Here is a 12,997-nt window from a genome sequence, read left to right as displayed (position 1 = left end):
GAGCAGTGTCGGTGCGTATCACAGCCTGTTGGGGTCTGATCCTGCTTGCCAACGCGGGCATAGCGGGGGCGCAGAACGCGCCCGCGCCCACAGCGGCGACGAGTGTGCCCGCCTATCTGCTCGGGCCGGGCGACAAGGTGCAGATCGCGGTCTACGGTGAGCAGGAGCTCACCGGCGAGCAGCTGGTCGGGCCCGATGGCAGCGTGACGCTGCCGCTGATCGGCCGCGTGATGGCGAAGGGCCGCTCGGTCAACCAGGTCTCCGAGGACATCCGCGCGCGGCTGGCCGACGGCTTCGTGCAGAATCCGAGCGTGGCGGTGACGATCGTCAATTATCGCCCGTTCTATATCCTGGGCGAGGTCAACACGCCGGGCCAGTATGAATATGCGCAAGGCATGACCGTCCTGTCCGCGGTCGCGCGCGCCGGCGGCTTCACCTATCGCGCCAAGAAGGGCGAGGTGTTCGTCAAGCGTGAGGGCGATCCGCAGGAATATCGCGTCAAAGTGACCAACGACCTGCTGATCCAGCCGGGTGACACGATCAGAGTCGGCGAGCGCTACTTCTGATGCGCGGCGCTCTCTCGCGCGCGCGTCGATCCGCGGCGGCGAACGCACCGCTGGTCAGCGCGCTGCTCGCGGCGGGTGCGGCTTGGCCGGGTGCTGCCGACGCGCAGGTGTTCGGCCAGCTGCTCGACTCCGAGATCCCGCTGACGACGCAGACCGGGCGCAACCAGGGTGTGCTCGAGCGTCAGAAGCCCGAGCTCGCGCCGGTCGGCCTGCCGCTCGGCAGCTTCCGACTCTACCCCGACGTGAGCGCGGGCATCGGGCTCACCACCAACGTGGTCGGCGCGTCGGCGAACCCGCGCTCGGACACGTTTGCGGTGGTGACGCCGCAGTTGACGCTCCGCAGCGACTGGGGCCGGCATGAGTTGCGCGGCGTGGTGAACTACACGGGCGTGCGCTACCGCTGGACCTCGCCGCGCGACGAGGACGGTTTCCTCGCCGAGTTGAGCGGGCGGCTCGACGTCTACGGCGACAGCCAGGTCAGCGGCGCTGCCTCGTATCGTCGCACTTATGAGAGCCAGCAGGAAGCGAACTTCCCGGTCAACGGGGCGGGCTCCGTCGCGGTCGATCAGGCGCGTGGCATGCTACGCGCGGCGGTCGTCACCAATCGTCTTCGCTGGACTTTCAGCGGTGACTTCAACAGCTTCCGTTACAATGACACGGTAAGTACCACGGGAACGCGGCTCGACCTCTCGTTCCGCGACCGCGACGTCTACCGCGGCACCGTGCGCGCCGAGTACCAGCTTAGTCCGGACAATTCGATCTTCGCGCAGGGCACCTACCGGCGCACCGATTACGTCACTACGAACCCGCTCGACGATCGCACCAGCAGCGAGTGGCGCGGTGGTGCGGGTGCGATCGCGGACGTCAGCGAGCTGTTGCGCGTCGCCGGTGGCGTCGGCTATTTTCGTCGTACCTACGCCAGTCCGGTGTTCGTGCCGATCGGCGGCATCGCTATCGATCTGCGCGCCGATTATTACCTCTCGCCGCTCACGACCATCTCGGCCGTCGCCTCACGTCAGCCAGAGGAAGCCGCGATCCGCGGATCGCCGGGCTATATCGCGAGCCGGACGGGCGTGCGGGTCAATCACGAGCTGCTTCGCAATCTCGTCCCCTATGTCGGGCTGGATTATTTCACCGGCAACTTCAAGAATATCGACCGCAAGGACACCGGCGTCATCGCGGTCGGCGGCTTCGATTATACGCTCAATCGCCGTTGGGTGTTGAGCCTCGATGCCAATTACAGCTCGCGTCAGAGCTCGGGAGCGCAGCGCGGACCGGGGATCAACGAATTCCGCGCGCTCACCAGCTTGAAATTCAGAATTTGACCCAGGGCGATGCCATCATCGATCCCAGCCAGCGCAGGTAGTTTATGAATCAGGAGACAATCCGAGACCCTGGACCGCAGGATCTCGCCGGGCTGTTCTCGCGCTTGAAGCGGCATCTGCCGCTCAGCGTCGCGATCGTGGCCGCCATGCTGGTCTTGGCCTATGTCGGCACCAAGCTGATGTCGCCCAAGTACACTGCCACGACGCAGCTGCAATATGCGCCGGCCGCGACGCTGGCGCGCGATGCTGGTGCTCAGGCGCAGCGCTCACTGACCGACCAGGAGCGTGATGCGGCGATCAGCGCACAGCTCCAGATCGTCAGCTCGCTGCCGGTAGCCAAGCAGGTGCTGCGCGACAAGGCGGTGCTCAACAACGCGCGCCTCCGCGAGGTCGCCAAGTCGATGGACCCGAGCGGCCAGTCGATTGACGCGCTCGCCTCGGCGCTGCTCGCCAACGTCGCCGCCGCGCGCGTGGGTCAGACTCCGTTGTTCACCGTCAGCTACACCGATGCGAACCCGCTCGACGCGGCGCGCATCGCGAACGCTTTCTCGCGCGCCTATCTCGCGGTGCAGGCGCAGCAGAAAGCGGGCACCGAGGACGGCGGCAAGACCGACCTCAACAAGCAGCTCGAGCTGCTCGGCCAGCGAGCGCGCCAGGCCGACGCCGCGGTCGCGGCCTATCGCCTGCGCAACAACATCGTCGTCGACCCGACGTCGAGCGGGCAGGGCGACGCGCTTACCGACATGAACAACTCGCTCGCCGGTGCGCGCGGCGAGGCGGCTCAGGCCGCGGTCCGCGGCCAGGCCAGCGGCAGCACCGTGATCTCGGGCGGTGTGGATACCAGCGCGCTGTCGAGCCTGCGCCAGCAGCGCGCCGAGGCGGCGCGCGACCTGGCCGGGTTGAGCGCGCGCTACGGCGATCGCAACCCGCAGGTGATCGACGCCCGTCAGCGCGTCGCCGAGCTCGACAAGTCGGTCGAGCGTGAGATGTCGAGCGTGTCGCGCAGTGTCCGCGCCGAGTCCGATGCAGCGCGCGCGCGCGCGGCCTCGATCGAGTCCAGCCTCGCGCAGACCCAGGGCCGGCTCGCGTCGAACGTCCGCGCCGGCGTCGAATTGGCCGAGCTGCAGCGCCAGGCGGATGCCGCGCGCCAGCTCTACTCCAACCTCCTCGCCACCGTGGGTCAGCAGACCACCAACCTCGCGATCGTCCAGCCGGACGCGCAGATCGTCGTCGAGGCGGTGCCGCCGCTCAAGCCCTCGTCGCCGCGCTTGCTGATCAACCTGCTCGTCGGCTTCGCGCTCGGCACCGCGCTGGCGCTGGCGCTGGCCTATCTGCGCGAGCGCTGGTCGCAGACGATCAACACGATCGACGACATCCAGCGCCTGCTCGGCGTCGACTTCCTCAACTCGATTCCGACGCTGACGTCGGCGATCGACAAGCCGCGCACCAAGGACCCGGCCGAGGCGGTGATCCTGCACCCGATGTCGTCCTACGCCGAGGCGTTCCGCAGCCTGGCGACGACGCTGATCTTCGACGCGCGCGAGGCGCCGACCGAGGGCGGGCGCGTGATCGGCGTCACCTCCGCGCTGCCGCGCGAGGGCAAGACGACCACCACCACTTCGATGGCGCGCGTGCTGGCGATGGCCTCGACCAAGGTGGCGATCATCGACGCCGACCTGCGGCGCCGCTCGGTGACCCAGGCGATGTGCCCCGACGCCGCGATCGGCTGGACCAACGCGCTCAACGGCGAGGCGACGCTGCGCGACGTGATGATCACCGACCAGACCGGCGCGGTGATCCTGCCGATCACGCCGGGCGCCGAGAAGAGCCAGCGCATCTTCGAGACCGAGGCGTTCAAGGACATGATCGCGACGCTGCGGCGCGAGTTCGAGGTGATCCTGATCGACACCGCGCCCGTGCTCGCGGTGGTGGACACGCGCACGATGATCCCGCAGCTCGACTCGCTCGCGCTGCTGACGCACTGGCGCCGTACGCCGGTGAAGGCGGTTCGCGCCGCGCTCCACCAGATCGAGACGGTCGGCGGCTCGGTCGCGGGTGTGGCGATGACGATGGTCAACCTGAAGACCCAGGCGCAGTCGGGCTACGGCGACGCGTCTTACTACTACACGGACATGAAGGAATATTACGTCAGCAACTGACGGCGGGCCGCGTCGGCGTGAGCCGGCGCCGTCAGCCGTCATCCCGAACTCGTTTCGGGATCCACCGTGCCGCAGGCACCGCGGCCTCTGAGTGTGCGGAACGGTGGACCCTGAGACGAGCTCAGGATGACGAAGGATGCGTGCCGCGCGCGCGAGCATCCTCCCCCCCCCCTTCCCCATCACCACCGCCCCGACGAGGAGGACCGACCATCCCGGCGCAACGCCTCGAACGCGCGATGCGCACGCTGGCCGCGCCGCTCGAGCGGCGCGTCGGGGCCGCCGCGGCGCCGCGGCTGTACGCGCTGGTCGACCAGGGCACGTCGGGGCTCGGCAACATCATCGCCTTCGCCCTGCTCGGCCGCGCGCTGGCGGTGAGCGAGTTCGGCGCGGTCGGCATGATGATCGGGCTTCACTACGTCATCGCCGGTTTCCACCGCTCGGCCGCGGTGTTGCCCTTCACCACCGACCATCGCGCCGACCACGACCCGCTCGCCGCGCACGCCGAGAACAGCGACTGGTGGTGGATCGCGCTCGTGCTCGCGCTGGCGCTCTCGGCGGCGACCGCGCTGGTCGGCGGCGCGGTCGCGCTGGCGGCGCGGCGCTGGCCCGAGTGCGGCTGGGCGGTCGAGCCGCTGCTGCTCACCGCGTTGATCTCGCCCGCGATGCTGGCGTGGGAGTTCGCGCGGCGCTGGCTCTACAAGATCGACCGCGCCGACATGGTGGCGCTGTGCGCGACCGCCTATTTCCTCGTGCTCGCGCTCGCCGCGCTGCTGGCGGGCCGGCTCGGCCTGGGCGCGCCCGGCGGCGCCCTCGCCTGGGTGCTCGCCAGCCTCGCCGCGCTCGCGCTGGCGCTGCCGGGGCTCGCGCCCGCGCGCGCCGACCGTGCCGGGGTGCGCGCCTTGGTGCGCCGCCACCGCGCCGAGTCGAGCTGGCTCGCCGCGACCAACCTACCCTATTCGGTCTACAGCACCGCCTCGATCGTGGTGGTGATCGGTGTGCTGGTCGGCCCCGTCGCCGCTGCCTTGTTCACCGCGGCGCGGACGCTGACCAACCCGGCGATGAGCATCGTCTCGGCGATCGATTCGATCGACAAGCCGCGCGCGGCGCGCGCCTTCGCCGCCGAGGGACTGCCCGGACTGGCGCGCGTGGTGCGGCGCTCGCGGCTCACCATCGCGGTCGCGACCGGCCTGTATCTGGCGCTGGTCGCGGTGTTCGCCGCGCGGCTCGTCGCTCTGGTGTTCCACGGGCAATATGACGGCTCGGCCGCCAACGTGCGGCTGCTCGCGCTCGGCTTCTTCCTGTTCGGGCTCAACCTGCCGTCCGAGACGCTGCTGATCGTGCGTCGCGCCGGCCGGACGATGCTGGCGATCCGCTGCGTCACCGCGGCGCTGACCATCCTGGGCGTGTGGTTCGGCGGGCGCCACGGCGTCGCCGGCATGGCGATCGCCTTCGCCGTGACCCAGGCGATCAACCTGCTGCTGCTGCGCGCCGCCGAGGCGCGCCACGCGCGAGAGACCACCGCATGACCGACATCCGCTACTCGATCGCGATCCTCACCTACGCGCGCGAGCCGATCCTCGCCGAGGTGATCGAGCGGCTCGCCCGGCATCTCGCCGGGCGCGCCGATTACGAGCTGATCGTGATCGACAACAACGTCGAGCGGATCGACCGCACCGCGCAGCTCGCCCCGTTCGCGCACGCGGTCCACCTGTGGGACGGCGTCAACAAGGGCGTGGTCGCGCGCAACCTCGCGTTCGAGCGGGCGCGCGGCGAGGTGGTGGTGCTGCTCGACGACGACGTGTTCGTCGAGACGCCCGACTTCCTCGATCGGTTCGGCGCCTTGTTCGACGCGACGCCGCGGCTCGGCGCGGTGACGATCCGCAAGCACGTCCGCGGCGAGACCCGCCCCCGCCCCGACCTGATCCCGCACACCGACAAGTCGATCGACCTGACCCAGCCGTTCGACACCTTCCGCTTCGTCGGCGGCTGCGTGGCGTTCCGCGCCGCGACGATCGCGGAGACCGGCGGCTTCCTGCCCGATTTCTTCTACGGGCTGGAGGAGATCGAGCTCTCCTACCGCATCATCGATCGCGGCTGGACGATCCGCTACCAGCCCGACATCGTGTGCGAGGAGCTGGAGCATCCCGCCGGGCGCAAGCCCAAGCGGCTGGTGCAGTCGGATCGGCTGACCAACAAGTTCATCATCAGCTACCTGCGCATGCCCTCGCCGTACGTGTGGGTGAACCTGATCGCCTTCCCGCCCTACGCCTATGCCTTCGCGCGCGGCGAGATGGACGTGGTGCGCGCGATGCGCCAGTTCGTGACGTGGCTGCGCCGCCGCGACCGCCCCGCGCGCGCGCCGATCGGCAAGGCGGCGCGACGCTATATCCGCGACTGCGGGGGGCATCTGTGGCGGTGAGGCGCGCTACTCATTCTCCCCTGCAAGGGGAGGTGGCAGCGCGGAGCGCTGATGGAGCGGTGACCCGGCCGGCGAGCGCGCACGCCATCGCCTCCCGCGATACCCCTCCACCAGCCTGCGGCTGGTCCCCCTCCCCCTCCGGGGGAGGATCGTGTGTTACCCACCTGGAGACCCGCCGATGACCGCGCCCGCGTTCCCGCCGCTCGGCCTCGGCTGCGCCAAGATGGGGTCGTTCAACAATCCCAGCACGCTCGGCGACAGCGTCGCGCTGATCCAGCTCGCGCTCGATCTCGGCGTGAGCTTGCTCGACACCGCCAACATCTACGGCCAGGGCGACAGCGAGCGCGCGATCGGGCGCGCGCTGCGCGGCCAGCGCCACCGCGCCCAGGTCGTCACCAAGGCGGGCAACGCCTTCTCCGCCAAGATGCGGCTGATGCGCCCGCTCAAGCCGCTGCTGCGCGCGGTGCTGGCGCGGCGCCAGATGGGCGCGGCGGTGACCGCGCAGCGCGCCGGCGCGATGCGCACCGACTGGAGCCAGGCCGGGCTGCTGCGCGAGCTCGACGGCTCGCTGCGCCGGCTGCGCAGCGATCACGTCGATGCTTTCCTGCTCCACAGCCCCGACGCCGCGACGATCGCGCGCGGCGAGGCGGTGGGTGCGCTCGCCGAGGCCAAGAGATCGGGGCGCGCGCGGCTGGTCGGCATCGCCTGCGACGACCTCGCCGGGCTCGACGCCGCGCTGGCGAGCGAGGTGACCGAGGTGCTCGAACTGCCGTGGGACGTCATCGCGGCGATCGCCGAGGACGCGCGCGGTGCGGCGATCCGCGCGCGCGGCATCCCGGTGATCGCGCGCGAGGTGCTGCGCTTCCAGCCCGGCGTCGACGCCGCGGCGGCGGTGCGGCGCGCGCACGCCTCGCCGCTGGTCACCACCACGCTGATCGGCTCGCGCCAGCCCGAGCGCGTCCGCGCGCTCGCCGCGTCGATCGGCGACCATTCTCAGGGGGACAGAGCATGAAGATCGCGTTCGTCGGCTGCGGCTATGTGTTCGACATCTACATGCGCACGCGCTGGGCCTATCCCGAGATCGAGATCTGCGGCGTCTACGACCGCGACGCCGCGCGCGCGCAGGTGGTGCACGATCACTACGGCTTCCCGCTCTACCCCTCGTTCGACGCGCTGCTGGCCGACCCGCGGGTGGAGGTCGTGATCAATCTCACCAGCATCGCCTCGCACGAGGAGGTGACCCGCCGCGCGCTCGAGGCGGGCAAGCACGTCTATACCGAGAAGCCGATCACCACCGAGCCGGCGCGCACCCGCGCCCTGTTCGAGCTGGCCGAGGCCGAGGGCCGTGTGCTCGCCGCGGCGCCGTGCAACCTCTACTCGGACGCGGTGATGACCTTGTGGAAGGCGATCGCCGACGGCGCGATCGGCCGCCCCGTGCTGGTCTATGCCGAGCTCGACGACAATCCCGCACACCTGATGCGGCTCGACACGGTGACGAGCCCGACCGGCGCGCCCTTCCCCTATGCCGAGGAGCTGCAGGAGGGCTGCACCGTCGAGCATATCGGCTATCACCTCGCCTGGCTGTGCGCGCTGTTCGGCCCGGTGCGCGCGGTGACCGCTTTCTCGACCTGCCTCGTTCCCGACAAGAACACGCCCGAGCCGCTCCACCCGGCCACCACGCCCGACCTGTCGGTGGCGTGCCTCAGCTTCGACAACGGCGTCGCCGCGCGCGTGACGTGCAGCTGGGTGGCGCCGCGCGACCATCAGATGCGAGTCATCGGCGAGGCGGGTGAGATCAGCGTCGACAACGTCTTCCACGACCAGTCGCCGGTCTTCCTCGAGCGCTTCTCGCGCGTCAGCCTCAGCGCACGCAAGGCGTATAGCGCGCGCAGCCAGCCAGCGATCGGTCGCCGCTTCGGCATCAAGGGTCGTCGCCTGGCGCTGGTGCGGCGCTGGAAGTCGCACGCGGTCGAGGCCGAGCGCGGTGTCGGCCGCTCGCCCAAGCACCGGCTGGTCAGCTGGCTGCGGCGCCGCGAGGTGTACGCGCAGGACAAGATCCTCGGTATCGCCGAGATGGGCAAGGCGCTGGCGGAGGGCCGGCCGCAGCTGATGGGGCCGGACTTCCTGATGCACCTCAACGAGCTGACGATGTTGGTGCAGGACGCGGGTGCGCGCGGCACGACGGTGGCGCCGAGCACCAGCTTCGCGCCGCTGACCCTGCCCGCCGACCTCGCCGCAGCGCCCGACTATCGCGCCGGCTATCGCGCGCGGCTCGCCGAGCGCACCGCGGCGAGCGCGGTCGAGCGGATGCACCGCCGCTGAGCCGTGACGGGACAGTCGGCGCCGCAGGGCGCCGATGGACACGGTTCAAGGCTTCCGTGTATCGATGAACTTAGCCGGTGAGGGAGAGTGGTGGCGGTGAGTGAGGGATCCGACGACGGCCGCCGCGCGCCTCCGGCGCTCGATCAGTTCGGCATGCCGATCAAGGGCGGCGACGCGCCGGTACGGCGGCGCGTGCGGCGCAGCGGCGCCGGGGGCGGTGGCGCGCCGGTCAGCAGCGCTCCGACAGAGCCGGAAACGCGCGAGCAGGATGCCGTTCAGCAGAAAGTGATCGTCGGCGTCTTCACCGCGATGCTGATCGGCATCACCGTGCTGCAGAAGATCGGCATCGGTCCGTCCGGCGCGATCATCCCGGTGATCTTTCCTATCGCTCTGATCGCGCTGACGGTCGGGGTGCTGTTCGCCCGTCCGGTGTTCCGGCCGGAGCGCACGATGCTGTATCTCGCGGTGGTGATCACCTCTGCGCTCAGCACCGTGCTGTTCACCTCAGCATTCTCGCTCAGCAGCATCGGACTGTACTTTCTACTCTACCTGCCTTTTTTGGTCGCGTTCGACACGACACCGGAAACTCATAAAAAGTGCCTCACGCTATTCAGCAACCTCATGCTGGTGTTCGCGGTGATCGTGTGGATACAGCACGCAATCCAGTTTAGCATTGGCTGGCAATATTGGCCCAACCTCGACAAGCTGGTGCCCAGCGCCTATCTGGTTCCTGAGTTTCTCTATATCCAGCCGCTGCAGTTCGGCATGAAGTACATGAAACCCTCGGGAATTACCTTTCTCGAGGTGTCATTCATCTCGCAGTTCATCTCACTTGCGCTGATTATCGAGCTGCTCTTCCTTCATCGAATGTTGCGCGTCGTTTTCTTCGGCGCGACCCTGTTCGCGACCTTCGCCGGCACCGGGCTGGCGCTTCTGCTGGTGGCGCTGCCGATCGTGTTCACGCGCATGAACATCCGCACCTTCGTCACCGTGCTGGCGACTGCCTTCATCGCGCTGTTCGTGGCGCTGCAACTGCAGTGGTTCGACATGGTGGCGAACCGCATGGGCGAGTTCGACAAGCAGGGCAGTAGCGGCAGTTCGCGCTTCATCGAACCGCTGGATCGCGTGCGACGTGCGCTGCTCGATCCCTCCGCGGTGTATTCCGGCGTGGGTCCCGGGCAGATCGAGCGCGGCGGGAATACCTTCTGGTGGCCGATCGTCAAGGCCGTGGTGGAATATGGCCTGATCCAAGGGCTGCTGCTCTACGTCTTTCTCCTTTTCTCCATGTTCGATCGGACACCCAGCCGGCAGTTCGCCATCATCCTGATCCTGTGGTACTCGTTCGAGGGCACGCTGTTGACCCCGCTCAATCCGATCGCGCTGGTGATGCTGTCATCGATGTTCATCCTGCGCGACGCGCCCAAGACGCGGCGTCCGCGCAGCGGCGCGACAGCGGCGGCGGTTCCCGCGGCGGCCTAACCGACCAGGAGGACCAATGCCGCCGCTTACCGATCGCTTGACCTATGCCGTGGGTGACATCCATGGCCGCGCCGATCTGCTCGCGCGCCTGCTCGATCAGGTCCGCGCCGATCGTGTCGCGCGTGCACCGACGGGACGCACGTTGATCGTCTTCCTCGGCGACTACATCGACCGCGGTCCGCGCTCGCGCGAGGTGATCGACCAACTCATCGCCTTCGCCGACGACCCGGCGTTCGAGAGCCGCTTCCTACTGGGCAACCACGAGGACGCGATGCTCGACTACCTCGACGGACGGATCAGCGGGCTGGGCTGGGCCAAGCACGGCGGCGATACCACGCTTCGCTCCTATGGCGTCGAACCGCCCAAGGAGGAATCGCGCACGGCCTGGGCAGCGCGGCGTGACGCCTTTCGCGCCGCGGTACCACCATCGCACCGCGCCTTTCTCGAGCGATGCGAGCTCTCGGTGGTGCGGGGCCGGCTATTGTTCGTCCACGCCGGCATCCGCCCGGGGGTAGCGCTGGAGCAGCAGGACAAGCGCGACCTGCTGTGGATCCGCAGCGAGTTTCTCCAGGCCGAGCGCGACGATCCATGGCTGGTGGTGCACGGCCACACGCCCAAGGAAGAGGCGTACGCCGGCCCAGGTCGGTTGTGTCTGGACAGCGGCAGCTATCTGAGCGGTCGGCTCACCGCGGCGGCGTTCGACGGCGCGGACGTGTCGCTGATCGAGACCCACGGTCGCGCGCCGCGTCGGATCCCGGTTCGTCTGGCCGGCTGACCGCAGCTCAGCCGCGCGGCTGCCAGTCCGGCGGGGCGAGCTCGAAGCCCGCGAAGTCGAAGCCGGGCGCGACCACGCAGCTCACCAGCGCCCAGCCCTGCGCCGCCGACGCGGCCTGCCACGCCCCGGCGGGCACCAGTGCCTGCGGCCGCTCGCCCGCGGCGACGTCGGCGCCGAGCCGCAGCGGCGGCTCGTCCGCGATCGTCAGCGTGAGCGCCGCGCCGGCGTGCCACAGCCACAGTTCGGCGGCGTCGACGCGGTGCCAGCGCGACCGCTCCCCCTCGCCGAGCAGGAACAGGATCGCGGTAATGCGCGAACGCCCGTCGGGGCCGGGCGGCAGTCGCAGCGTCTCGCGATAATGGCCGCCTTCCGGATGGGGTCGGAGGTCGAGCTGGCGGATCAGATCTTGGGTCATCGCCGGCCAGTGCAGCGGAGGGGGGCGGTCCGGTCAAGCGCGGCTGCGGCGCCGACCGGAGGACTTTGGTAGAAACCCGTTAACTCCAAGCTGTTAGCCAGCGACGAGGGTGGGAGGACTATCGCGTTGACGCTGGATCAGACGATTGCTGAGGCGGCCCGTCGATCGGGCGAGCTGGGGCTGCGCACGCTCGACCTGCAGGCCGATATCGCGGAGCTCTCCACCCGGGTCACCGCCCAGGCGAGCACGATCGAGCAGATCGGACGACAGACCGGCCGACTGGCCGACGACGTCGACGAGGTCGCCGCCGCGGCGCGCAGCGCGCGCGAGCATACCGCGGGCGCGCACTCTGTCCTGGCCGACTCGCACGTCCAGGTCGAGGCGGCGACCAGCGACGTGGTCGAGCTGATCACCCAGGTCAGCCGCATCCACGAGAGCATCGGCGGCTTCACCGCCGCGCTCGAGGAGGTCGCGCGCGTCACCGCGACGATCGACGCGATCGCCAAGCAGACCAACCTGCTCGCGCTCAACGCCACGATCGAGGCGGCACGCGCGGGCGAGGCGGGGCGCGGCTTCGCGGTGGTGGCGGGCGAGGTCAAGAAGCTCGCCTCCGAGACCGCGCTGGCGACGGCGCGGATCACCGGCTCGATCGACACGCTGACCACCCAGGCCGACGCGATGCTGGGAAAGGTCGACGCGGGCGTCGCCACCGCGCGCTCGGCGCATCGCGGCACCCGCGACATCGAGGCGCTGGTGGCGCGGCTGCGCGGGCTGATGGACGGGCTGACCCGCTCGAGCGAGGGCGTCGCCGACCGGATCGGCTCGATGGTCGACGCGGTCGGCGAGGTCGAGGAAGGACTCGGCGAGCTGGCGCGCACCTCATCGGACAATGCGCAGGGGCTGCACCGCCTCTCCGACCGGGTGACGAGCGTGAGCGACGACACCAACGACCTGCTCCAGCGGCTCGCCGAGAGCGACGCCGACATGCCCGACCGACCCTATATCCGCTTCGCGCTGGAAGCGGCGCGCCAGGTCTCGGCGGGGCTCGCGCGCGCTGCCAGCACGGGCGAGATCAGCCGCGAGGCGATCCTGAGCGAGCGCTACGAACCGGTGGCCGATACCGACCCGGCGCTGTTCACGCATCCGGCGATGGCGCTGATCACCGCGTTGGCGCGGCCGCATCAGGAATCAGCGCGCGCGCTGCCGGGCTTCTTCGGGATGAGCTTCACCGATCGCAATTGCTTCGGCGCGGTGGCGATGCCCGAGCGCTCGCTGCCGCAGCGCCCCGGCGATCGCAAGTGGAACAGCGAATATTCGCGCGCGGGAGTGTTCTTTCATTTCCCCGACACCGCCGTGCAGGTGAAGATCACCCAGCCTTTCTGCCTCAAGGCCTATCGCCGGCCGCTCGCCGGCGGCGGGGTGGTGCTGCTCAAGCAGGTGATCGCCTCGATCAGCGTCGACGGCGCGCACTGGGGCGTGCTCCAGCTGGCGTATGAGAACCAGGGATGACGGGAGAGTCGAGGGAAGCGGGGGGCGG

General features: G+C 69.6%; 11 protein-coding genes. 10 read left to right on the top strand and 1 reads right to left on the bottom strand.

Annotation, left to right across the window (positions count from 1 at the left end; all coding sequences use genetic code 11):
- Window positions 1–11 precede the first annotated feature (11 nt).
- From KZ820_RS12925 to KZ820_RS12885, 9 genes are all read left to right on the top strand, one after another.
- Complete coding sequence (locus KZ820_RS12925; RefSeq protein ID WP_308462217.1) at window positions 12–566, top strand: polysaccharide biosynthesis/export family protein; 555 nt, start codon at window positions 12–14, stop codon at window positions 564–566.
- On the top strand, window positions 566–1,891 hold the full coding sequence (locus KZ820_RS12920) for an outer membrane beta-barrel protein (protein WP_219749036.1): 1,326 nt from the start codon (window positions 566–568) through the stop codon (window positions 1,889–1,891). The genes KZ820_RS12925 and KZ820_RS12920 overlap by 1 nt, the downstream gene beginning before the upstream one ends.
- Before the next feature lie 44 nt (window positions 1,892–1,935).
- Window positions 1,936–4,050, top strand: coding sequence for a GumC family protein (locus tag KZ820_RS12915; protein WP_219749035.1), 2,115 nt, complete (start codon window positions 1,936–1,938; stop codon window positions 4,048–4,050).
- Window positions 4,051–4,286: 236 nt separating this feature from the next.
- The gene (locus tag KZ820_RS12910; RefSeq protein ID WP_219749034.1) at window positions 4,287–5,576 is read left to right on the top strand and encodes a hypothetical protein; all 1,290 of its coding nucleotides are present in this window, start codon (window positions 4,287–4,289) and stop codon (window positions 5,574–5,576) included.
- A complete protein-coding gene (locus KZ820_RS12905) occupies window positions 5,573–6,469 on the top strand; it encodes a glycosyltransferase family 2 protein (RefSeq protein ID WP_219749033.1) in 897 nt (298 codons plus the stop codon). Before KZ820_RS12910 ends, KZ820_RS12905 begins: the two co-directional genes overlap by 4 nt.
- 178 nt (window positions 6,470–6,647) lie before the next feature.
- The gene (locus KZ820_RS12900; protein ID WP_219749032.1) at window positions 6,648–7,481 is read left to right on the top strand and encodes an aldo/keto reductase; all 834 of its coding nucleotides are present in this window, start codon (window positions 6,648–6,650) and stop codon (window positions 7,479–7,481) included.
- A complete protein-coding gene (locus KZ820_RS12895) occupies window positions 7,478–8,791 on the top strand; it encodes a Gfo/Idh/MocA family protein (protein ID WP_219749031.1) in 1,314 nt (437 codons plus the stop codon). Before KZ820_RS12900 ends, KZ820_RS12895 begins: the two co-directional genes overlap by 4 nt.
- A 90-nt stretch (window positions 8,792–8,881) precedes the next feature.
- Window positions 8,882–10,270, top strand: coding sequence for a hypothetical protein (locus tag KZ820_RS12890; protein ID WP_219749030.1), 1,389 nt, complete (start codon window positions 8,882–8,884; stop codon window positions 10,268–10,270).
- Between the two features lie 16 nt (window positions 10,271–10,286).
- Window positions 10,287–11,045 (top strand): metallophosphoesterase family protein, encoded by a 759-nt coding sequence (locus KZ820_RS12885; RefSeq protein ID WP_219749029.1) that lies wholly within the window; start codon window positions 10,287–10,289, stop codon window positions 11,043–11,045.
- 7 nt (window positions 11,046–11,052) lie between these two features.
- On the opposite strand, the gene KZ820_RS12880 is transcribed toward KZ820_RS12885, so the two are convergent.
- On the bottom strand, window positions 11,053–11,460 hold the full coding sequence (locus KZ820_RS12880; RefSeq protein ID WP_219749028.1) for a cupin domain-containing protein: 408 nt from the start codon (window positions 11,458–11,460) through the stop codon (window positions 11,053–11,055).
- A 126-nt stretch (window positions 11,461–11,586) separates the two neighbouring features.
- On the opposite strand from KZ820_RS12880, the gene KZ820_RS12875 reads away from it, so the two are divergent.
- Window positions 11,587–12,969, top strand: coding sequence for a methyl-accepting chemotaxis protein (locus KZ820_RS12875; protein WP_219749027.1), 1,383 nt, complete (start codon window positions 11,587–11,589; stop codon window positions 12,967–12,969).
- Window positions 12,970–12,997 lie beyond the last annotated feature (28 nt).

It is taken from the genome of Sphingomonas citri (assembly GCF_019429485.1).
In the GTDB taxonomy this organism is placed as follows: domain Bacteria; phylum Pseudomonadota; class Alphaproteobacteria; order Sphingomonadales; family Sphingomonadaceae; genus Sphingomonas; species Sphingomonas citri.
Note: the sequence above shows the minus strand (reverse complement) of the source record. Positions and strands in the feature narration are given on the sequence as shown.